Genomic DNA, 22,781 nt, shown 5'->3' with positions numbered 1-22,781 from the left:
TCATGAAACGATCATTCATTATATTACTCGCGGGCAGCGCACTTTTCTCCTCCTGCAAATCAAAACATAATGGCACTGCCACCCCTGTCTATGCACCCATTACCGAAGCTGTATTTGCACCCGGCCATATTGAAGCAGGCGGCCAATTTACGCTCACAGCCCTGAACGATGGTTATATCACTGAAGTACCGGTATCTGAAGGTGATACCGTGTCCATTGGACAGGTTATTTTCAAACAGGATAATACAACCGCTGCCATTGCACAAAAATCAGCTACGGCGAACCTGGCTATCGCCCGTCAGAATGCATCAGACAACTCTGCCGTATTGGAGCAACTGAATCAACAACTGCATACCGCCACTGAAAAATTAGCCAACGACCTGTCAGTAAGAGATCGCAATGCCAGGTTGTATGCCACCCGCAGTGTGGCAAAGGTTGATTTTGACAATGCAGAACTGGCGTATCAATCATCCTTAAACAATGTAGAGCAGATCAGGCAAAACATTGCAGCTACCAGGCTATCCCTGCAGCAGACCCTGATCAATTCCCGAAAAGACCAGGAAACCGCCATCGCCAACAACGCCTATTACGACATTAAATCTCCGGGGGCTTATACGGTATATACCCTGCTCAAACGGAAAGGAGACCTGGTACGTAAAGGCGATGCACTGGCTACTTTAGGGCATGCAGGTGGTATGCTTATTTCCCTCTCTGTTGATGAAGGCAGCATAGCCAAAATCAAAACGGGGCAGACGGTATTGACAGAACTGAATACTGAAAAAGGCAGGACCTACACCGGTCATGTCAGCAAGATCTATCCCAGCTTCGATGAGCAGTCGCAGGCCTATACCGTAGAAGCCACTTTTGATACTATACCGGCGGGATTGATGAATGGTACCTTATTACAGTCAAATATCATCGTTTCCCACAAGGAAAGGGCGATGCTGGTACCTGCAGCCTGTGTAAGTCCTGATGGCAAAGCCCTCGTTAAGCATGGCAGGCAAACAGATACTATCCAGTTAAAGACAGGCATTGTGGCGAAAGACTATGTTGAAATATTGGGAGGGATCCATGCTGATGACAAACTCATAAAAGCCTATTAATATGAAAGCGGGCATTAACACCAGGATAGCTTACACCTATATGGTAAGCAAGGTCAAATCAACGCTGGTCGCTGCTTTGGGAGTCACCTTCGGAATTGGTATGTTCATTTTTATGAACTCGCTGATCACAGGTACGAATGAATATTCGGAAAAAACAATGTTGAGTGCCACGCCGCATATCCGCTTGTACAATGATAACAAAATCAGTAATACGGATATGCTGAACCGTTACCTGGGCGACAGGACCATCAACCTGATTTCCAACCCGCAGCTGGTGCCGCAGGATAACCGGATCTTCAACCCTGATGCCGTGGCCGCAGTACTTCGTAAAAGAAAAGAAGTCATCGCCCTCAGCACACAGGTTACTGCAAACATCATTTACAGCAAAGGGAATGTGCAGGAAAACGGGACCATCTTCGGTGTCAACATTGCAGAGCAGGATAAAATGTTTGACATCAGTTCCAACATGATTGCGGGTAAGACCCAGTCTGTGGCCGACAATCCCAATAACATCCTCATTGGTATAGGCCTTGCGCAAAAGCTCAACCTGAAAATGGGTGACTATGTCAGGATTACCACCAGCACCGGTTTGACAAAAACACTGCAGGTATCGGGTATCTTCAAAACCACTATTAAGAATGTAGATGAAACGAAGACTTATGTGAGTCTGCCGGTGGTACAGCAACTGCTGCAAAAAGACAGGGCTTACATCACCGACATTTATGTGAATGTAAAAAACTATTCACTGGCCACTGAGACCGGCAACAGCATGGCGCAGCAAACCGGCTATACATCTGAATCCTGGCAACAAAGTAATGAGCAATCACTTGCCGGGAAGAAAATCAGGGACATCATTGCCAACGCCGTCATCTTCACCATTCTGCTGGTGGCGGGATTTGGGATCTACAATATCCTGAATATGGTGATCTATGAAAAGATCAAGGAGATCGCCATTCTAAAGGCCACAGGTTTCCAGGGGAGTGATGTAGTGAGCATCTTTATCCAACAGGCATTGTTGATTGGCCTGGTAGGTTCAGCAATGGGCCTGGTTGTAGGCTGGTTCACTTCTTACCTGCTTTCCAAACTGTACCTGGGCCTTGGGAATGTGACCTATCTGCCCATGACCTTCCTTTCGAAACATTATATACAGGGAGCGATTTTCGGTCTGCTTACCTCCTTTTTCGCCGGCTATATTCCTGCCAGCAAGGCATCGAAAGTAGACCCTGTATCCATCATCAGAGGATAAAATTATTGAGATGAGTATTGCATTAAAAGCTGAGAAGATCAGCAAATACTTTTATACACCAGAGAAATTCAAGGTACTGTCAGATGTGAGTTTTGAAGTACAGACAGGAGAATTTGTATCCGTGGTCGGGAAGTCAGGTTCCGGTAAATCTACCATGCTGTACATCCTGTCTACCATGGATACGGATTATACGGGTAATCTCATTCTGAACGATCAGCAGATTACGGGGCGTTCCGTCAATAAACTCGCTGCTTTCAGGAATGAACACCTGGGATTTGTATTCCAGTTTCACTACCTGCTGCCGGATTTTACCTGTTTGCAAAATGTGATGATTCCTGCATTGAGACTAAAAAAGCTCTCTGCTGCCGAGATCGAACATAATGCCTATGAAAAGTTGAAAACACTGGGCCTGGAGGATCAGGCACTTAAAACAGCATCCCGCATTTCAGGAGGGCAGCAGCAGCGCGTAGCCATTGCCCGTGCACTGATCAATGAACCTGCGATCATTATGGGCGATGAGCCAACCGGTAACCTGGATAGCAAGAATACAGAAGTGGTGTTCGACATTTTCAAACAACTGGCGGCTGAGCATAATAAGACGATTATTACTGTGACCCACGACAATGACTTTGCGGCAAAGAGTGATCGTATTATAGAAATGAAAGACGGGATTATTATCAGTCACGATCGTAAACCACATGAGTTATGAAGTATTTTATCATGGCATTTGCACTGCTCTCCGGCCATTGTTTATATGCCCAGGGCATTGGTTATACTTATGATGGCGGGGATTATAGTGCACAAACTTTCAATGCCAATGCACGGTTTCCCCTGTTGAAGAATATGTTTGGGAATGTGATGTACCGGCACCTGAGCCTGGAGGATCATACTGTGCAATCAGGATCTATGCAACTGTTTTACAACATTAAATTCTCGGAGAAGAAATCGCTTGTGCTGATTGGTACGGGCGGATTGTACAACGAAGGCTGGCGCTATGGGGCAGGGTTTCGCTATCTGTACAAACATTCTTCGAAGATAAATGCAGGGATAGGCCTGATGTATAATAAGCAGTTTTTTGGCAACCAGCTGATTCCGTTTTTTGATATCAACTACGAGCCTTCTGAGAAATGGACGATCTCGGGCTTATTCCCTATCAAACCCAAAGTGATGTATCATTTCAATAAAGTGCTGAGTGCCGGAATGGAAATCACGGGGGAAGCCAGCAGTTACCGGATGACAGATACTTACCTGCGTAATAACCAGTGGACAGGCTTATGCAGGCTGGAATGGTTATTTACAAAACGCCTCTTGCTAAGTGCGGGGATTGGCAGGAACTTTATAAACAGGTACCAGTTTTTTGACAATGATGCAAAGACGGGTTGGACGGTTATTACTATACCATTAAGCGAAAAAGCCCAACCTGTCTATGAAAAAGAGTCCAAAGGGATCAGTGCGAATATTGGTCTTTCACTGCGGGTGAACAGGGATTGATTATACATGCACGGGGATGGATCTAAAACTTGAAGGTGCCTGGCCGGTGTGCTTTTTGATAAAGTGACTAAAGTGGGCGGGATCTTCAAATCCCAGGCTGTAGCCTATTTCAGCCACATTCCACTCGGAGTGTTTTAACAGGATAGTGGCCTCTGTAACCAGCCTTTCAGCGATGAGACTGGAAGTAGATTTGCCGGTGGTGTTTCTAAGGGCACGATTCAGGGAATTCACATGCACGCCTAACTGTGCGGCAAAGTCTGCCGGAGACTTCAGCTCAAACTGCTGGCTCAGGTTCTCTATGGGGAACTGCCGGTCCAGCAATTCATTGAATACACCAGTGATCCGCACGCTGGCATCCGTTTGCAGGTGCCGCTTAGCCACGGGCTCCATGCGCATGGCATAATGGAGTATATCAATAATACAATTACGGATCAGGTCATCCTTATATTCATAATCTGATGTAAACTCCCTGTTCATTCTTTCAAAGAGCCGGGCGATGTCCGCGGTCTGGGGGGCATCCAGTTCATATACCGGGTGAGCACCAGGTGCAAATAAAGGCAGGTCCTTGATATTTCTCCTGAAGTACTCCGCGAGGTAGGCACCTTTGAAAATGAAATATTGCCCGATGGCTGGTCCATCGGGCATATCTACTGTATATGGTACATCCGGACTGAAGATAGCCAGTGCATCGCCATTCACTTCCAGTGATTTATCACCGTAGTGCAGCAGGGTGCGGCCCCGCATAAAGCTTACCTTGTAAAAGTCCCTGCGCCGGTAAGGCTGAGGATCCATACGAAGACAATCATCGTATCGAAGCAGGTTGAAGACTAAAGGCTGGCTATTGATAGCTCTGTTAATATAGAAATCTTCTATCGATTCAGGCTTTTTCATACTTCAAATTTACACAATATCAGGCATTGCACCACTTATGCTCCCATATCCGGTACCCAATTGGCCTTCATATATTCATGATAGCCCTCTTCGCCCGTCATCCTGACCCTTGCCAGCTCCTTCGCATCTTCTCCGGCCAGGTACCGCAACCTGGAACTACCGTCTGTAGCAGCCTCATAAATCACCTCAGCCACCTGCAAGGGTGTAGTTCTTTCCTGTGTCTTTGAGCCCCAGAGGTTCAGGAATCCCTGTACAAATGAGTCGTAGTCTGTAATCTCCGGATTGCCTGTGAAATTCGCCGCCGCATCAAAGCCGGTTGCAATCGCACCTGGTTCTACCAGTTTCACCTTTATATTCAAGGCTGCCAGTTCATATGCCAGTGATTCAGAGAAGCCTTCCACTGCAAATTTGGTCGCATGGTACATGCTCACGATGGGATAGGTAATAAGCCCCCCGATGCTGGATAAGTTGATAATAGTACCGGCTTTATTTTCCCTGAAATGAGGCAGGATGGCCTGGGTCAGGTGCATCAATCCAAATACATTCACATCGAACTGTTGTTTGATCTGTGCATCCGTTGCCAGTTCAAAAGGGCCAAATAAACCATAGCCAGCATTGTTAAGCAGCACATCGATCTTTCCAAATCTTTTAATACCTTCAGCAATCACCTGCTGCATGCCGGCTTTTTCCTGCACATCCAGCCTGGTGACAAACACATTATTTAAGGTAGTTAATTCAGTTTCCTTTTCCGGAGAGCGCATCGTAGCAATAACGTTCCAGGACCTGGCGGCAAAGTATTGTGCAGCTGCTTTTCCAATACCGGCAGATGACCCGGTGATCAGTATTGTCTTGTTCATGATTTGATTATTTTTTGATAACAAGACAAAATTAGCCCGGGAATCAGGGTCAGAATTGTCTCCATGAAACGAATACTTGTATAAATCAAACCGAGCTATGAAGAGAACCATTTGGACCTTTTTATTACTGTTAGTTCAATCCACATTATTTGCGCAGGCAGATAGCCTCAAACCCGGCCTGAGCCGTGCCAAACTTTACCTGGCCGACCTTGGTAAGATCGTTAGTCCCAATGGTATCCAGGAAAACTTTCAACTCCCCATTGGCGGGATCAACCAGGAAATTTATACCCGGGGCCAGGACAGGGAAAATCCGGTAATCCTGTTTATTCACGGGGGGCCGGCTTCGCCCATTTCGCCCGTAATGTGGATGTACCAGCGCCCCCTGGAGGAGTACTTTACCATGGTGACCTACGATCAGCGGGGTGCGGGCAGGACTTTCCTGAATATTGCCCCGGATTCAATTGCCAATACCATCCACATTGACAATTATGTAAACGATGCTATTGCCATTGCGGAGCACATCCGCCAGCGCTACAAAAAAAAGAAGGTCATCCTGATGGGACATAGCTGGGGAACCATCGTAGGAATGAAAGCGGCGTTGAAAAGACCGGATCTCTTCTATGCCTATATAGGAATTGGTCAGGTCATCAATACCCGGGAAAATGAGCATTACAGCTTTGAATATGCACTGAGTACAGCGCAGCAAAACCACAATGACACTGCGGTGGCGGAGTTAAACGGGATTGCACCATATCCGGGTGATCAGCCCATTACAAGGGAAAAGATCATTATTGCGCGAAAATGGGCGCAGTATTATGGAGGTCTGAGTGCTTACAGGCATAGTTCCCGTTATTTCTTTGCAGGTCCTTATATTTCACCTGAGTATAGTTTTGAGGATGTAGCAGCGATTGACAATGGCAACATCTTTACGTTGGGGAGAATATTGCCGGAATTCCTGGAAGTGGACCTGAAAGGGGTGAAATCTTTCCCAATCCCGGTATTTATGTTGATGGGCAGGCATGATTATACAACACCGAATGCGCCAACAGAGACCTGGCTAAAAGCTGTAAAGGCACCTGTTAAAAAAGGAATCTGGTTTGAGCATTCCTCACATATGCTGATGTTTGAAGAGCCGGGGAAGCTGCTATTGAGTCTGGTGAATGAAGTGAGGCCCCTGGCGATTAAATAAAACCTTTTTGGCTACAACTTTTACATTTTTGGCTACTATTCCCAGGCTTGTGTCCCGGAACTTTGGAGCATGATAAAAGATAAAGTTATTGCCATCACCGGAGCCAGCAGCGGCATAGGCGAAGCGACCGCCCTGCTGCTGGCATCCCAGGGCGCTAAGGTGATCTTAGGTGCCCGCAGAACAGACAGATTAGCCCAGGTAGCTGAAAAAACCGGGGGCTTGTACATGCCACTCGATGTAAGGAATAGGGAAAATGTGGCTGATTTCGTTCAATTAGCCCTTGACAACTATGGTCGGCTAGATGTCCTGATCAATAATGCCGGAATTGGGCCCATTTCTCCCTTAGACGAGCTTCGGGTAGCTGACTGGGAAGACATGATCGACATCAATTTTAAAGGGGTGCTTTATGGCATTGCTGCTGCCCTGCCGGTGTTCAGGAAGCAAAATTCCGGGCATTTTGTAAACACCATTTCCACCGCCGGCATCCAGATAGTGCCCACCATGGCAGTCTACGCCGCGACGAAAAATGCGGTTCGCACGGTAGCCGATGCCCTCCGGCAGGAAGCAGGCTCCACTATCAGGGTGACCAGTGTCTCTCCCGGGTACATAAAGACGAACTTTGCGGATTCCATGACCAACCTGGAAATCAGGGAACAAACGAGAGCGCGTGCGGAACAGATTGCCATCTCCCCGGATGCTATTGCACGTGCGATAGCATTTGCCATTGACCAGCCTGCAGATGTGGATGTGAATGACATTGTGATCAGGCCTACTGCGCAATAGCATGCCCTGCATCAGATAAATGCACCTGGTCATCAGGCCCGATAAAATTCGTAGCTTCAACTCATGGAATCACCTCTTACTTACACCAGCATATCAGCCCTGTTGCGCCGCCTGGACCTACCGGCACCGCTGCATCCGCTGATAGCGCTGGTGCCTACCGGCAATATCAGGGTAAAACCTGAAGACATTGGCCGGGGAGTCATCACAAGCCTGTATAAGATCTCCTTTAAGATTGATTTTAAAGGAAAGATTCCCTATGGCCGTGGCACCTACGATTTCGAAGAGGGAGGCCTTTCCTTCACCGGCCCTCACCAACTCTCCCTGCCTACCAGTGATGTCGCCGATTATGAGGGTTATACCTTGTTCTTCCATCCTGACTTCCTGCGTGGCTACCCATTGGCCAAAACTATACAACAATATGGTTACTTTTCTTACGCCGTTTCAGAAGCGCTCTACTTATCCGACAAAGAAAAGAAAGTCATCTTCTCCATCTTCGATGCCATGCTCCTGGAATTGGATAACAACATGGATCATTTCAGCCATGATGTAATGATTTCCCAGTTAGACCTCCTGTTAAATTATAGTAATCGTTTTTACAACAGGCAATTCCTCACCCGTAAAACCCTCCACAATGACCTTATTTGTCAGATGAACACGTATATTTCCGCAATTTTAGATACGTCTTCTCACCTGCCTACAGTGCAGCAGGTTGCAGACCACCTGCAAGTTTCTCCCCGCTACCTGAGTGATATGCTCAAATCCTTAACTGGCATGGGTACCCAGCAACACATTCATCACCAGCTCATAGAAAAAGCCAAGGAAATTCTGACCACTACCGATGCCACGATAGCAGAGATTGCGTACCAGCTAGGCTTCGAACATCCACAGTCCTTTAACAAATTATTCCGGCAAAAAACAAACACTTCTCCACTCGCTTATCGAAAATCAGGTTATTAATTCTGCAATGGATTTACTACTTTCGTTGTATCGTTACAACACAACATTCGATTATGGATTGGAAACAACCTATCATCGTCTCGCATAATCACCTTTTAGAGCAACTTACCTTAAAGGAAAAAGAACAGTCAACTTTACTCTACCTCAGTAACAAGATTGCTGCTGCTCAAAAACGGGATGAACTGTGGAACGTGATCACTGATCAACTGCTTTCACTGTTTGGAGGGAAATACTATACGCTGTGTCTGATCAATGAAGATGGCAAGACGCATTCTCCTTTTCTCCATACAAAGGAAGGCACCATTAAAAGAAGAGTGGACGAAAGTCCGATCATGCACAAAGCACACGATATCGAAGATGGCATCTTCAATATTGCGCTGAATGCTGATGAACCTATTATATTTGATCTGAAAAAACTGATCCGCAATAAGAATGTGCCTCCATACATTATCCACTGGCACAATACCGGTATCAGGGAAATGATGGTTATCAAAATCGGCAATGCTAACCAGGCGCAAGGCTTACTGTACCTCTATGCGGATGAATATGGCACCTTCTCACCCAACCAGTTTCCCCTGCTGACAGGGATTGCGGATATGCTGGGATTGGGCATCAGCAATATTCTTGCGAATGAAAAGATTGCCTGTCAGCGGGCAGAGATTGAACAATTGAAAGGAGGGCAATATTACTTAAACCAGGGAAACAGCACCGCACAGCTGATCGGTTCTTCTCCGGAAATACAAAAGATTTACAAACTTATATCTCTCGTCGCTACGGCAGACAGTACCGTCATCATTACCGGCGAAACTGGAACAGGAAAGGAACTGGTGGCGACAGCCATTCACCAGGCATCTCCCCGCGCCCAACAGGAAATGATCCGTGTCAACTGCGCGGCTATTCCGGCTACGCTGATCGAAAGTGAATTGTTCGGGCATGAAAAAGGAAGCTTTACCGGGGCGATGGATAAGCGCATTGGTAAGTTTGAACAAGCGGATAACAGTACTATTTTCCTGGATGAAATAGGTGAACTTTCCCTGGAGCTGCAGGCAAAACTGCTGCGGGTATTGCAGGAGAGAGAAATAGAACGTATAGGGGGCAATGGAAGTATCAGGGTAAATGTGCGGATCATTGCCGCGACTAACAAAAATCTTGAGAAAGAAGTTCAGGCAGGCCGTTTCAGGAGTGATCTGTACTATCGCCTGAATGTCTTCCCGGTATCCTTACCTCCCCTGCGCCAACGAAAGGAAGACATCCCCATGCTGGTCACGCACTTCATAAACCGCTATGCAAAGGAAACCCGTAAGAAGGTGACCGGGATCAGTCAGAAGGCGCTCAATAGTCTGCTGAATTACTCCTGGCCGGGGAATATCAGGGAACTGGAACACCTCATTGAAAGGGCGGTATTACTCTGCACAGGTACGACCATCAGCCAGATAAACCTGCCATTGAATCAGCCTGCACAGCCGGCAGATAACTTTGAAATCATTCCGCTGGCAGCCATGGAACGGGAGTACATCCTGAAGGTCCTGAAGATCTGTAAAGGTAAGGTCTCCGGTCCCAATGGTGCTGCGATCATGCTGGGTTTACCCCCCACCACGCTGATTTCTAAAATGCAGAAATTAAATATTAAGAAGGAACTATTACTTGTAAGCTGACAAGTCAATATGAATAGGTGCCAACTGGGACTCCAGCGTAGTACGCTGCGGTTCCAGCCACGCTGGCAACATCAGCTGCTCTCCCAGGTGCGCCGCAGGTTCATCTACACTGAAACCCGGCAATGCGGTGGCTACCTCAAATAACACCCCACCCGGCTCTCTGAAATAAATAGATTTAAAATACTTACGGTCCAGGATTGGTGTGGCATTCAGGCCCATACCAGTAACTTTCTGACGGATATCGGTCTGCGCATCGCCATCCGGGGTGGTAAAGGCGATATGGTGCACGGTACCGCTGCCTGATAAACCTTTCAGACTATCAGGCATGCAAACGAGGTCCACATAATTGCCCGGTTTATCCTTCGCGGCAAAGCGAAAGCGATTGCCTTTTTCAGCAATCAGCACGTGATCAAGTTGAGTGGTCAACAATCCGGCGGTGCGCTCGTAACCTTCTTCCCATATTTCTACGCTGTAAAATCCGCGGATGGCATGTGCGTCACCTTTTCTATCGTCTTTATCATTGAAGATCAGTTCCAGGCCTAATCCATCGGTATCTTCCAAATATACCGCCAGTTCTCCCTCGAAGCGCTCTACCGGGGGCTTGTGAGCAATTCCAAAGCGCTTCAGTCTTTCCAGCCAGTAATCCAGGGAAGCCAGGGGCACAGAGAAGGCGGTGGTGTTCAGCATGCCTTTGCCTTGCCGGCCATGTTTCAATCCTTCGTAAGGGAAGAAAGTCATGATACTACCGGGCGTACCGGTTTCATCTCCGTAATATAAATGATAGACACTGTTGGCATCGAAGTTTACGGTTTTCTTAACCAGTCTTAAGCCCAGGATACCTGCGTAGAATTCCAGGTTCTTCTGCGAACTGCCGGCAATGGCAGTAACGTGGTGAATACCGGTTACAAGTTGATTCTTATTCATGGGGTGTAATTTAATTCTCACATGACGCAATAATAACCAAATCGATAATACAGGCAACAAAATCGATAATAAATAAAAAGAGCTGGCAAGAAAAAGGGCCTCTTTGCAGAGGCCCTTAACATATCAACAAGTTGAAAAATCTGAAGAAAAATTACCATTCACCGCCTGCAACTGATCTACCCGGATTTCCGTCTGGTCTTCCAGTCTGAGCCAGTGTTTACCATCTTTTTCATATACACTTTCAATGATTCCACCTGCTCTTGTCGGACCGTTATCGTCGTACAATATAGATGCCTTTTCTTTCTTTTCGAAAAGGTCCATAATGATCGGGTAGAATGATTCTCCTGGTAAGATTAATTTGCCTGGTTCCACGGTAATAATTTTTATAAAGATAAAACTATTAACGGTATCACCGTTTATGAATTACCTACTTCACCTTCACCTGGTACAACTTGCGATTCTGTTCGCCCAGCTGCTGCACAGGGAATTTTTCTACTTTCCTGTCATAGGTCATGAAACCGTTTACCTCGCCTTCCACATCCGTGGTCTGTGTATAAACAGCGGCAGACAATCCCAGTGGGATCAACTCAGCCAAACGATCTGTGAAGGTTTTATACTTCCTGAACATCTCTTCGCTGTTTTTGAATGACTGGTAGCCCCAGTTTTTATTTCCCTGCCAGGTATGGCCATCCAGTGGCAATCCTAAGCCGCCAAATTCACCCAATACCAATACCTGTTTTTTACCAAATAAATCAGGTCTTGGCATAGCCGGATGCGGGTAGTTGTGCAGGTCAATGATATGTCCGGTTTCGTAGAAGTTACCGCCGCTGGCACTATTCACCAGCCGGGAAGGATCTTTCTTCATTGTCCATTCCGTGATCTCTATGGTTTTGAACTGTCCCCATGCTTCATTGAAGGGTGTCCATACAACGATACAAGGGAAATTGTATGCAGCGTCCATAATCGCATTCCATTCTTTACGATAGTAGCCTTCTGATTCAGGGCTACGATTTTGATCAGTGCCACGGTCCAGGACACCGGGCCTGTTTTCCCAGCCATTGCCCAGGTCACCGCTTGGCATATCCTGCCAGAGGAGCATTCCTTTTTTATCGCAATAAGCATAGTAAGTAGCCGGTTCCAGTTTGATATGTTTCCTGATCATGTTAAAGCCCATCTTCTGCAGCTGATCGATATCATATACCATGGCCTCATATGTAGGGGCAGTATACAAGCCGTCAGGCCACCAGCCCTGATCCAGGGGACCATATTGGAATACGAACTGGTTGTTCAGCATCATCCGCTGAATCCCGTTCTGATCTGGTGCCATGGAGATTTTACGCATAGCGAAATAGCTCTTCACGACATCGACTGCTTTGTTTTTACGTATAAGCGTTAGTTTGAGGTCGTATAAGAATGGATGGGTGGTAGACCATAATTTCTCATTCTGCAGGGTCAGCACGGCAGTAGCAGTAGGCGCAACTTCCTGTGTAGCCACTACATTGCCGCCATCCAGCACTTCTACCTTTACCAGGTCACCTCCCTGCGCACCTGTTACATTCGCACTTACGCTGATAGTGTGATGATCAATATCAGGTGTATTTTTAGTAGCGGCGATATAAGTCTTAGGCACTGCTTCCAACCAAACCGTCTGCCAGATACCAGTCACAGGTGTATACCAGATGCCTTCCGGTTTCTTTACCTGTTTACCGCGGGGTTGAGGACCGTCGTCGGTAGGATCCCAGACGCGTACAGTGATTTCCTGTTTCGCACCACTCCTGAGCAAAGGGGTGATATTGATGGAGAAAGGATCGAAGCCACCTTCATGTTTACCAGCACTTTTGCCGTTTACAAATACTTCTGTCTGCCAGTCAACCGCCCCGAAATGCAGCAGTATTTCTTTTCCTTTCATCGTAGCAGGGATACTGATGTTTGTATTGTACCACAGGAGGCTATCCTTGCCAACAGTGCGGCCAACGCCGGAAAGCGCCGATTCTACAGCAAAGGGAACGAGGATACTACCTTCGTATTTAGCAGGTTTATCCTGTGAAGCAGGCGTAATGGCATAGCTCCATAAGCCGTTCAGGTTTTTCCAGTTATTCTCACGCACCAGCTGTGGACGTGGATATTCAGGCAAGGGCGCATTCGGATCTACTTTCTCTGCCCATGGCGTAACGATCCTGTCTTTAATTAAATGCCAGTTGTTTTGCTGTGCGTGTACAGCGTAACTCATGCAACCCAACATGAGTAAGGAGAATGTAAACTTTTTCATAAAATCGTGATCTGAGTAATAACGTGCATGAAATAAATGAGGGCAAAAGATATAAAATAATATGCAAAGGTGTGCATGTGCGGAAAATCCTATTTTTTCGCACTTTAGTCCTTAACAGTCTGCTGGCTTGTTCCGATCTTTGAATTATGGAAAATAAAGTCAATGACCTACCCATTCGCCACAGGATGCAGGCCATTATTTATGCCTGGGACTGGTATTGGGTTCAGATCCGGAAACCGGGCATTCTGATGTTACCATTCACCGGCTCTGCGTATAGGGCAAACCACCCGTTACCAGGGCGATGTAAGTACCATCTTCATTCCCGGTGTATGTTGTCATTCACCCGATCCATCGCAGCATCCTGAATATAGTCCTTCCATTTCAGGGAAAGGGATTACAACCAGGACCATCTTTGATTGTACAGTACCCTGGCACCTGAAAGAAAAAATGTGGAGGGCGAAGTTTAAGGAAATAGATGCGACTCCTTACTTACCTGAATGGTATAAATAAGCACCTATGAATCAAGAATTAATTATCTGGAACTATATTCGTTCCAACCATGTACTCAGTATTACGAGCTTTCACAACGGAGAGATTTGGGCAGCCAACCTGTTTTATGCCGTGGACTATGAGCGGAAAAGACTGCTGTTTATGACCTCTGAGATCAATACAAAACATGGTGCCATGATGTTGGCAAACAGTCACGTGGTAGGCACGGTGTGTGACCAGATTCGTGATGTAGCACAGTTAAAAGGATTGCAATATGCAGGTAACGCTACCATTGTGAACACACAGGAAGCACTGGATATCTACATGCAACAGTTTCCCATGGCAAAACATCACCAGGAAACGCTGTGGATGATTACCTTTACAGCTTTGAAACTGACGGACAATTCCGCCGGTTTTGGCACTAAATACACCTGGAACCTTGAATAAGATTATTATTGGCATTAGTGGAGCAACCGGTATACAATATGGTATAAAAGCACTGGAATTATTGCGTGACCAGGATGTGGAAACACACCTGGTCATAAGTAAAGCGGCGGAACTGGTGCGGACATATGAGACAGCAATAAAACATGAAGAGCTGCTGCGCATGGCGGATAAAGTCTATCCATCAGGCGATGTAGGCGCTGCGATAGCGAGTGGTTCATTCAGGACAATGGGGATGCTGATAGCTCCTTGTTCTGTAAAGACATTATCAGAAATTGCAACGGGTGTGACGAGTAACCTGCTATCAAGGGCAGCGGATGTGGTGCTGAAAGAAAGACGTAAACTGGTATGTTTGTTCAGGGAAACGCCCCTGCACATGGGACATATTAAAAGCATGGCGGCGGTGACTGAGATGGGGGGAATCATTATGCCGCCGGTTCCGGCATTCTATACAAAGCCACAAACGGTGGATGAGATCGTGACACATACTGTGGTGAGAGCCCTTGATTTGTTTGGATTTGATATTCCGATGCCGAGATGGGATGATGATCACAAGGCGAGGATGTAAGTGGCGTGCGACTTTACGCCGCCAGTTCTTTCCTGAACTCCACAGGTGTCTTACCTGTCAGCTTCTTAAACAGCCTGGCAAAATAGCCGGGATCTGCGAAATTCAGCTGGTAAGCGATTTCCGATACACTGTAAGATGTATGGGCCAGGAGTTTCTTTGCCGCTGCAACTGCATGCTCCTGCAGTAAGAGGGAGGCAGACTTACCTGCCACGGTATGGCATACCCTGTTGAGATGTACAGTCGATATGCATAACTCTTTTGCAAAATCAGGTATTGACTTGCTGAATGGGCGACTGCTGGTATAGCTTCTCTGGAACATATGAAAATACTTTTCATTCAATCCTCCCATGTTGGTCTGAAATCGTGCCTGGACATTGAGTCTGTTCAGTTGTACAAAGAGCAGCCCTATCAAAGACTGCAATGCAAATAAGCGGTCTTCTTTATTATTAAAGATCTCGGCATCGATTTGTCTGACCATTGAAAGGATACCTTCATCCAGCGCTGTCAGGCAAATTAAAGTATTAAAATTGTTATAGATGTGAATCACTGGTTGGAGAATATCTTCCAGATAGGCATTGTCTAATGTGAGCACATGACCTGTTACCTCCGGATCATATGTTAGTCCATGCACGTTGCCCGGGGGGATTACAATAATCCCCGGCGCAGACAAGCGTACAGTACCTTCAGTCATTTTTACATCCACAAAGCCGGATGTAATAAAGAAGAGTTGAAAAAGGTTGGTGTGAACGTGCGGGTTTATCTGCCAGTTAAACAAACCACTGCGATCCCTGACCGATTCACTTCTTACATAGAGCTCACCTGCAGAGCCCTTGTCCTCCCTGTATAGTCCCGAATAATGCTCCAAATATTTTACCACCTTACGAAGTTATTATTTATCTATACGAGATTTCCTTACAAAGCTGTAAATGTCATCATTGCCTCTTCTGTCTGAACTAAAATATCCCTTATTACTATCAGGCTCAACTAGTATACCAAAATCATTGTGCGAACTGTTAAAAGGTGCGCCGATGTTTACGGCAGCTGATACAGCCTTGTAATTTTCGTCCAGCCTGACAATGAAAAGATCCAGGCCGCCCAGGCCCGGCCACTTGTCTGACGAAAAATACAGGGTACCATCAGGAGCGATATAGGGGAACATCTCATCCCCGCTGGTATTTATCATCGGTCCTGCATTGATGGGTGGGCCCCAGCCGGTATCTTTGCGCAGGCAATAGTAGAGATCTTTTCCTCCCATGCCGCCCGGCATATCAGAGGTAAAGAATAATACCTGTCCATTGGGATGAAGGGCGGGATGCCCTACGCTATATGCATCATTATTGAAAGGAAATTCAGCTATGGTGATCCAGTCACCGTTTTTCATGACCATGGTTTTCATTCGTAACCTGCTGATGTTGCCTTTCCCTTTTGCACGGATTTGGTTATTGTAGGTGACGATGATCGTATCATATGTGCGGTTGAACGAGACGGGCCCGACATGGTATTTTTTATTCAGCTTCGTATTGAAAGGGAAAACCATTTCAGGCGAGAGCTGGTTGGGCACCTGTTTAAAATTGTATTGAGGATTTGTGGCGATGGTCTTGCTATCGCCGCTGGTTTGCGGATCGCTGTCATGGTTCTTTTTGTCCTTATTTGCGTAAGACAGCACCTGCTCCAGTTCCCTGGTTCGCAGGCTGGCATCTTTAACCCTGGCAGTATCTGTGATCCTGTAGAGGGTGAGATAGCTGCCTCCGTTCCAGCCATTGGCGGCTTTTATAAATATTCGTTCCGGTCTGTCGGATACGAATACGAGGCCTGCACCATAAGGTACGGGGCTAAAGTCAGCATAGCCACTGTTGATGTTTAACAAAGCTGTTGTCCACATAGCCGAGTCCTTACGCAGGGCAGAGGCTCCCTGTTCATAGAGAGTGATGGTTTGTTTTGTCTGGTCATCGGGGTTGCTTTGCTGGTACTGCCTTGCAGCCTCCTGGTAGCGTCCGTTGATGGCTAGTAACTGTGCATAACGATAGCGCGCAGCTATACTCATGGAATCATTGTTCATCTGCTCATAACAATTCAGTGATTTTTGATACTGCTGTGTTTTGTCATAACTGGATGCCAGTTTTAGCAAGGCCTGGGCAGGCAGGCTGCCTTTTTTCATTGCCTCGGTATAACCATAGATTGCATCGGCATAGCGTAATTCGTCGTATGCCTTATCCGCCACTTTGATCTGGCTGTAGGCCAGGGCGGGGAACCATAACAGGATCAATATAATTCCTTTCATTAGTCAACTGTTAAAAATAACGGGGTGAAATGACCTGGCCTCTCTCCCATCCAAATTCATAGCGGAGCATGATTTCGTGAGTGCCCTGGTTGTATTTGACGAGGTTAGAGATGGGGTGATCATATGCATACCCTATTCTGAACTGGTCGTTCACCTGTACTTCGAGCATACCACTTACGGCATCGCCTGTACGGTAAGACAGGCCTACAGACAGTACATCGTGGATCCATAGATTGGCGTTTACGTCCAGCTGAATCGGGGCACCTCTCACGACTTTTAAGAGAGTGGATGGCTTTAGTTTCAGGTCGTCGTTGATGTCAAAGACATAACCGGCGATGAAGAAGAAGTGCATGTACTTCTTGGCAATCACGTCTGATCGGTAAGCGATGACATCTTTGCGCAGGTAACTCTTTACCAGGTTGGGAATGGAGAAACCAGCATAGAATCGGTCAGAGTTGTAGTAGATGCCGGCACCGAAGCTGGGGAGAAGGGCATTGATGTTTTGAGAGAAGGAGACATCTCCCCCATCGATCAGGTCTACTTTGGTCAGGTCAGCCTTGTAATTGGTAATGCCGCCCTGCAAGCCGATGGCCAGCGAGCCTTCATTGCTGAAACGAATGCGGTAAGCATAGGTGGCATTGAATCCGGTCGTTCTGGTAATACCGATCCGGTCATTGAATGCCTGGATGCCCAGGCCTATCTTTTTGTTGCGGGTAGCCATATCGAAGGAGATGGTACCTGTTTCAGGTGCGCCATCGATCCCTACCCACTGGCGGCGGTACAATGCAGTTGCACTCAGTACACCACGGCTGCCGGCATAAGCAGGATTCACTCCCATCATGTTGAACATGTATTGTGAGTACATGGCATCCTGTTGTGCTTTGACGGATGCAATGCCTGAAAGGAGGAATAAGGTAAACATTAGTGTGTATCTCATAACTAACGTATTAAAAGGCCGGGTTTGCAGGAGTAACATCACCACTGCGATGTAACTCCTGACCCGCTTAACGAATAATAGTGATATAACTCATGAACTTCTCTTTACCATTCAGGATAACGATGTAGAAGTAGGTACCGTCAGGCAGGTCTTCACCGATGTGGATGCCCTGGTTACACTTACCATCCCATGTGTTCCTGTAGTTTGGATCCCTGAAGACAACGTTACCCCAACGGTTGTAGACTTCGAGACTGATGGTTCCGTTACCTATGTTACCGATGACGAACTTATCATTCTTACCATCACCATTTGGCGAGAAGCCGCCGGGGATGTGTAATTGTGTTTGGTTCAGTGTCACCGGCGTAGGTATTTCTTCACCAGGATCGTTATCTCCATTTGGATCAGCGGTCAGACCGTTTGTGCTGACATCTGTCACCTTCGCATTGCTTTCTACAGCAGTAGCGGTGAGGGTAGCGCTGTTGTTGAATGTACCGAAGTTGCCGTTTGGCATGATGGTAATGGTGAACCTGATAGTATCATTTTCACCGACCAGGATGGTACTTCCATCTTGCAGGAGGCTGGTGATGCTGACACCGTTGTATTGGTTGTTAGCGATCAGGTTCGCACCTGTGGTCTGGATGATGTCTTTGATTGTGAACGTCATTGGATCGGGGAATACGCGTTTGAGATCGTCAGTTACCTGTACATCTTTCAAGGCGGTATTTCCGAAATTGGAGACTACGAATGTGTAGGTGACATCATAGCTGCCGTTCAGGTTCAGGATTGGATTGCTGGCTTCCTTCGCGATACCGGCCAGGGATACGTTCAATGGTACGATAGAGAAGGTGACAGTAGCGGTGTCACAACCATCGGTAGCGCATACCTGGTAAGTGATATTGTCGGTGCCTACGTAATCCTGATCAGGTTTGTAGGTGAATGTACCGTCGCTGTTGAAGGTGATGGTACCGTGTACAGGACTGGTGATCATGGTAGCGGTGAGGGCATCGCCGTCCAGGTCGTAATCATTGTTGAGTACATTACCACTTACGCCGGTGTTGACAGTCATCGTGTAAGAGTCGTTGGTAGCGACAGGGGCATCAGGTGCCGGTGTGATGGTGATGCGCAGGATGGCGGTATCACAAGCACCGTGGTTGTCGCATACGCGGTAGATGACGCTGTCAGGACCGTCGTAGTTGCTGGTTGGGATGTAAGTGAATGATCCGTTTGCATTCAGGACGATTCGGCCGTTCGCAGGGCCCTGGATGATGCCGGCACTTAGAGGATCTCCATCAACGTCTGAGTCGTTGCTGAGGAGGTTGCCTATGCCGGTAGCGTCTTCCGGGATGGTGATGTTGTCGTTCTGAGCTACAGGGGCATCGTTCACTGGCGTGATGGTGATGATCAGGCGGGCGGTGTCACAGAAGCCGGTGTTGTCACATGCCTGGTAGGTCACGGAATCAATGCCGCTGTAGTTTGCATTTGGAAGGTAGGTGAAGCTTCCATTTGCGTTCAGTACGATTGTGCCGTGGGCTGGACTGGTGATTACGCTCGTGGTGAGTGCGTCACTGTCAGGATCGGTATCGTTGGTTAAGACATTGCCGGTGCCCTGGGTGTCTTCAGCGATGGTAATCGCATCATCTGCGGCTACCGGTGCATCGTTCATCGCTGTCACTGTGATGATCAGGCGGGCGGTGTCACATGCTCCGGTGTTGTCACATGCCTGATACATTACAGTGTCGATGCCGTAGAAGTTTGCATTTGGTGTGTAGGTGAAGCTACCATCTGTGTTCAGTACAATTGTACCATGGGCAGGGTTTGTTACTACACTGGCGGTGAGTGCGTCGCCGTCAGGATCGGTGTCGTTGATTAAGACGTTGCCGGTGCCTGGGGTGTCCTCATTGATAGTAGTCGCATCATCTGTAGCTATCGGTGCATCGTTCACTGGTGTGACAGTGATAATCAGGCGGGCGGTGTCACAGAGACCGGTGTTGTCACATGCCTTGTAGGTCACGGTGTCGAGGCCGTTGAAGTTTGCATTTGGTGTGTAAGTGAAGGTGCCATTTGCGTTCAGTACGATCGTGCCGTGGGCTGGACTGGTGATTACGCTCGCTGTGAGTGGGTCACTGTCAGGATCGGTGTCGTTGGTTAAGACATTACCGGTGCCCTGGGTGTCCTCATTGATAGTAATCGCATCATCTGTAGCTATCGGTGCATCGTTCACGGGTGTGACGGTGATGATCAGGCGGGCGGTATCACAGGTGCTGGTGTTGTCACATGTCTGATACATTACAGTGTCTATGCCGTTGAAGTTTGCATTTGGTGTGTAGGTGAAGCTACCATCGGCGTTCAGTACAATTGTACCATGGGCTGGGTTTGTCACTACACTGGCTGTGAGTGCGTCGCCGTCAGGATCGGTGTCGTTGATTAAGACGTTGCCGGTGCCCTGGGTGTCCTCATTGATAGTAGTCGCATCATCTGTGGCTATCGGTGCATCGTTCACTGGTGTGACAGTGATAATCAGGCGGGCGGTGTCACAGAGACCGGTGTTGTCACATGCCTGGTAGGTCACGGTGTCGAGGCCGTTGAAGTTTGCATTTGGTGTGTAAGTGAAGGTGCCATTTGCGTTCAGTACGATCGTGCCGTGGGCTGGACTGGTGATTACGCTCGCTGTGAGTGCGTCACTGTCAGGATCAGTGTCGTTGGTTAAGACATTACCGGTGCCCTGGGTGTCCTCATTGATAGTAATCGCATCATCTGTAGCTATCGGTGCATCGTTTATTGCTGTCACGGTGATAATCAGGCGGGCGGTGTCGCATACTCCATTATTATCACATGCCTGGTATGTTACAGTATCTAAGCCGTTGAAGTTTGCATTTGGCGTATAAGTGAATGAGCCATCTGCATTCAGGACAATCGTACCATGGGCTGGGCTGGTGATTACGCTCGCGGTGAGTACGTCGCCTTCGGGATCGGTATCATTAGTCAGGACATTGCCGGTGCCCTGGGTGTCTTCAGCGATGGTGATGGCATCGTCGGTAGCGATTGGTGCATCGTTCACTGGTGTGACGGTAATGATCAGGCGGGCGGTGTCACATGCTCCGGTGTTATCACATGCCTGGTAAGTTGCTGTATCTATACCGTTGAAGTTTGCATCTGGTGTATAGGTGAAGCTACCATCTGTGTTCAGTACAATCGTACCATGGGCAGGGTTTGTCACTACACTTGCGGTGAGTGCGTTGCCATCAGGGTCGGTATCGTTAATCAGGACATTGCCGGTGCCCTGGATATCCTCATTGATAGTGATCGCATCATCTGCGGCGATTGGTGCATCGTTCATAGCGGTCACAGTAATGATCAGGAGAGCGGTGTCACATGCTCCTATGTTATCACATGCCTGGTAAGTCACTGTATCTATGCCGTTGAAGTTTGCATTTGGTGTGTAGGTGAAGCTACCATTTGCATTCAGTACAATCGTACCATGGGCTGGGTTTGCCACTACACTGGCTGTCAATGCATCACCATCTGGATCGGTGTCATTGGTTAAGACATTACCGGTGCCCTGGGTGTCCTCATTGATAGTAATCGCATCATCTACGGCTAACGGTGCATCGTTCATTGCTGTCACTGTGATGATCAGGCGGGCGGTGTCGCATGCTCCATTATTATCACAGGCCTGGTATGACACAGTATCTATGCCGTTAAAGTTTGCATTTGGTGTGTAGGTGAAGCTACCATCTGCATTCATAATGATCGTACCGTGGGCTGGAGCGTTGATTACGCTAGCGGTAAGTGCGTCACCATCAGGATCGGTATCATTAGTCAGGACATTGCCGGTGCCCTGGATATCCTCATTGATAGTTATCGCATCATCTGCGGCTACCGGTGCATCGTTAACAGCGGTTACAGTTATGATCAGGCGGGCGGTGTCACAAGCTCCATTATCACATGCCTGATATGTGAGAGTATCTATGCCGCTGAAGTTTGCATTTGGCGTGTACGTGAAGCTACCATCGGCGTTCAGTACGATCGTACCATGAGCTGGGTTTGTCACCACACTGGCTGTCAAAGCATCACCATCCGGATCGGTATCATTACTCAGGACATTACCTGTGCCTTGTGCATCCTCATTGATAGTAACCGCATCATCAGCGGCTATCGGTGCATCATTCACAGCTGTCACTGCGATAATCAGGCGAGCGGTGTCACATGCTCCATTATTATCACAGACTTGATATGTTACAGTATCTATGCCGTTGTAGTTTGCATTTGGCGTGTACGTGAAGCTACCATCTACATTCATAATGATCGTACCGTGGGCTGGAGCGTTGATTACGCTAGCGGTAAGTGCGTCACTTTCAGGATCACTATCGTTTGTCAATACATTACCCGTGCCTTGGGTATCCTCATTGATAGTTATCGCATCATCTACTGCTACCGGTGCATCATTCATTGTTGTTACTGTGATAACCAGGCGGGCGGTGTCACAGCCTCCATTATTATCACATGCCTGATATATTACTGTATCTATGCCGTTGAAGTTTGCATTTGGTGTATAAGTGAAGCTACCATCTGCATTCAGTACGATTATTCCATGGACTGGGTTTGTTACTACACTGGCTATGAGTACGTCCCCGTCAGAATCGGTATCATTGGTCAGGACATTACCTGCTCCATTTGTATCCTCAACAATGGTGATC

At 47.5% G+C, this 22,781-nt stretch carries 19 protein-coding genes and 1 pseudogene; 11 read left to right on the top strand and 9 right to left on the bottom strand.

The features are described from left to right. Positions 1-2 precede the first annotated feature (2 nt). The 4 genes from DXN04_RS18835 to DXN04_RS18820 are packed head-to-tail and all read left to right on the top strand — an operon-like array spanning position 3 to position 3,840. Positions 3-1,103, top strand: coding sequence for an efflux RND transporter periplasmic adaptor subunit (locus tag DXN04_RS18835; protein WP_116854947.1), 1,101 nt, complete (start codon positions 3-5; stop codon positions 1,101-1,103). 1 nt (position 1,104) lies between these two features. After that, on the top strand, positions 1,105-2,349 hold the full coding sequence (locus tag DXN04_RS18830) for an ABC transporter permease (RefSeq protein WP_116854946.1): 1,245 nt from the start codon (positions 1,105-1,107) through the stop codon (positions 2,347-2,349). 10 nt (positions 2,350-2,359) lie between these two features. Next, the gene (locus tag DXN04_RS18825) at positions 2,360-3,058 is read left to right on the top strand and encodes an ABC transporter ATP-binding protein (RefSeq protein WP_116854945.1); all 699 of its coding nucleotides are present in this window, start codon (positions 2,360-2,362) and stop codon (positions 3,056-3,058) included. Next, a complete protein-coding gene (locus DXN04_RS18820) occupies positions 3,055-3,840 on the top strand; it encodes a hypothetical protein (protein ID WP_116854944.1) in 786 nt (261 codons plus the stop codon). The genes DXN04_RS18825 and DXN04_RS18820 overlap by 4 nt, the downstream gene beginning before the upstream one ends. Here the strand turns inward: DXN04_RS18820 and DXN04_RS18815 are convergent, their stop codons facing one another. After that, complete coding sequence (locus DXN04_RS18815; protein ID WP_116854943.1) at positions 3,841-4,731, bottom strand: helix-turn-helix domain-containing protein; 891 nt, start codon at positions 4,729-4,731, stop codon at positions 3,841-3,843. Between the two features lie 35 nt (positions 4,732-4,766). Next, positions 4,767-5,588 carry an SDR family oxidoreductase gene (locus DXN04_RS18810; RefSeq protein ID WP_116854942.1) on the bottom strand — a complete coding sequence of 274 codons (822 nt, stop codon included), beginning with the start codon at positions 5,586-5,588 and terminating at the stop codon, positions 4,767-4,769. Between the two features lie 97 nt (positions 5,589-5,685). Here DXN04_RS18810 and DXN04_RS18805 point away from each other — a divergent pair, with 97 nt between their 5' ends. From DXN04_RS18805 to DXN04_RS18790, 4 genes are all read left to right on the top strand, one after another. Then, the gene (locus DXN04_RS18805) at positions 5,686-6,777 is read left to right on the top strand and encodes an alpha/beta hydrolase (protein ID WP_116854941.1); all 1,092 of its coding nucleotides are present in this window, start codon (positions 5,686-5,688) and stop codon (positions 6,775-6,777) included. 69 nt (positions 6,778-6,846) lie between these two features. Continuing rightward, positions 6,847-7,560 carry an SDR family oxidoreductase gene (locus tag DXN04_RS18800; protein WP_116854940.1) on the top strand — a complete coding sequence of 238 codons (714 nt, stop codon included), beginning with the start codon at positions 6,847-6,849 and terminating at the stop codon, positions 7,558-7,560. Between the two features lie 63 nt (positions 7,561-7,623). Next, positions 7,624-8,517 carry a helix-turn-helix domain-containing protein gene (locus DXN04_RS18795; protein WP_116854939.1) on the top strand — a complete coding sequence of 298 codons (894 nt, stop codon included), beginning with the start codon at positions 7,624-7,626 and terminating at the stop codon, positions 8,515-8,517. Positions 8,518-8,570: 53 nt separating this feature from the next. Then, a complete protein-coding gene (locus DXN04_RS18790; RefSeq protein WP_116854938.1) occupies positions 8,571-10,172 on the top strand; it encodes a sigma-54-dependent Fis family transcriptional regulator in 1,602 nt (533 codons plus the stop codon). Here the strand turns inward: DXN04_RS18790 and DXN04_RS18785 are convergent. The 3 genes from DXN04_RS18785 to DXN04_RS18775 all read right to left on the bottom strand — a co-directional run bounded on the left by DXN04_RS18785 (position 10,158) and on the right by DXN04_RS18775 (position 13,365). Beyond that, positions 10,158-11,096: a ring-cleaving dioxygenase gene (locus DXN04_RS18785; protein ID WP_116854937.1), complete on the bottom strand. Its 939-nt coding sequence runs from the start codon at positions 11,094-11,096 to the stop codon at positions 10,158-10,160. The genes DXN04_RS18790 and DXN04_RS18785 overlap by 15 nt on opposite strands. Positions 11,097-11,219: 123 nt before the next feature. After that, complete coding sequence (locus DXN04_RS18780; RefSeq protein ID WP_116854936.1) at positions 11,220-11,468, bottom strand: hypothetical protein; 249 nt, start codon at positions 11,466-11,468, stop codon at positions 11,220-11,222. 55 nt (positions 11,469-11,523) lie between these two features. After that, positions 11,524-13,365 (bottom strand): glycoside hydrolase family 2 protein, encoded by a 1,842-nt coding sequence (locus tag DXN04_RS18775; RefSeq protein WP_116854935.1) that lies wholly within the window; start codon positions 13,363-13,365, stop codon positions 11,524-11,526. Between the two features lie 178 nt (positions 13,366-13,543). On the opposite strand from DXN04_RS18775, the pseudogene DXN04_RS35820 reads away from it, so the two are divergent. The 3 genes and pseudogenes from DXN04_RS35820 to DXN04_RS18760 form a co-directional block, all read left to right on the top strand. Further along, a pseudogene (locus DXN04_RS35820) lies at positions 13,544-13,642 on the top strand (UbiD family decarboxylase domain-containing protein); the annotation flags it as partial. A gap of 239 nt (positions 13,643-13,881) precedes the next feature. Then, positions 13,882-14,301, top strand: coding sequence for a PNPOx family protein (locus DXN04_RS18765; RefSeq protein ID WP_116854934.1), 420 nt, complete (start codon positions 13,882-13,884; stop codon positions 14,299-14,301). Then, complete coding sequence (locus DXN04_RS18760) at positions 14,294-14,866, top strand: UbiX family flavin prenyltransferase (protein ID WP_116854933.1); 573 nt, start codon at positions 14,294-14,296, stop codon at positions 14,864-14,866. The genes DXN04_RS18765 and DXN04_RS18760 overlap by 8 nt, the downstream gene beginning before the upstream one ends. A gap of 13 nt (positions 14,867-14,879) precedes the next feature. Here the strand turns inward: DXN04_RS18760 and DXN04_RS18755 are convergent, their stop codons facing one another. The 4 genes from DXN04_RS18755 to DXN04_RS18740 form a co-directional block, all read right to left on the bottom strand. Then, on the bottom strand, positions 14,880-15,743 hold the full coding sequence (locus tag DXN04_RS18755; protein WP_116854932.1) for a helix-turn-helix domain-containing protein: 864 nt from the start codon (positions 15,741-15,743) through the stop codon (positions 14,880-14,882). Between the two features lie 12 nt (positions 15,744-15,755). Then, complete coding sequence (locus DXN04_RS18750) at positions 15,756-17,147, bottom strand: PD40 domain-containing protein (protein ID WP_116854931.1); 1,392 nt, start codon at positions 17,145-17,147, stop codon at positions 15,756-15,758. A 10-nt stretch (positions 17,148-17,157) separates the two neighbouring features. After that, entirely contained in the window at positions 17,158-18,084 is a 927-nt protein-coding gene (locus DXN04_RS18745) for a PorP/SprF family type IX secretion system membrane protein (protein WP_116854930.1), read from the bottom strand. Between the two features lie 67 nt (positions 18,085-18,151). Continuing rightward, positions 18,152-22,781, bottom strand: a 4,630-nt coding sequence (locus DXN04_RS18740) for an Ig-like domain-containing protein (RefSeq protein WP_116854929.1), incomplete at its 5' end; no start/stop codon positions are given.

Source organism: Chitinophaga silvisoli, assembly GCF_003412465.1.
Classification (GTDB): Bacteria; Bacteroidota; Bacteroidia; order Chitinophagales; family Chitinophagaceae; genus Chitinophaga; species Chitinophaga silvisoli.
The sequence above is the reverse complement of the archived record's forward strand: the minus strand, read 5'-3'. Positions and strand labels throughout refer to the sequence as shown.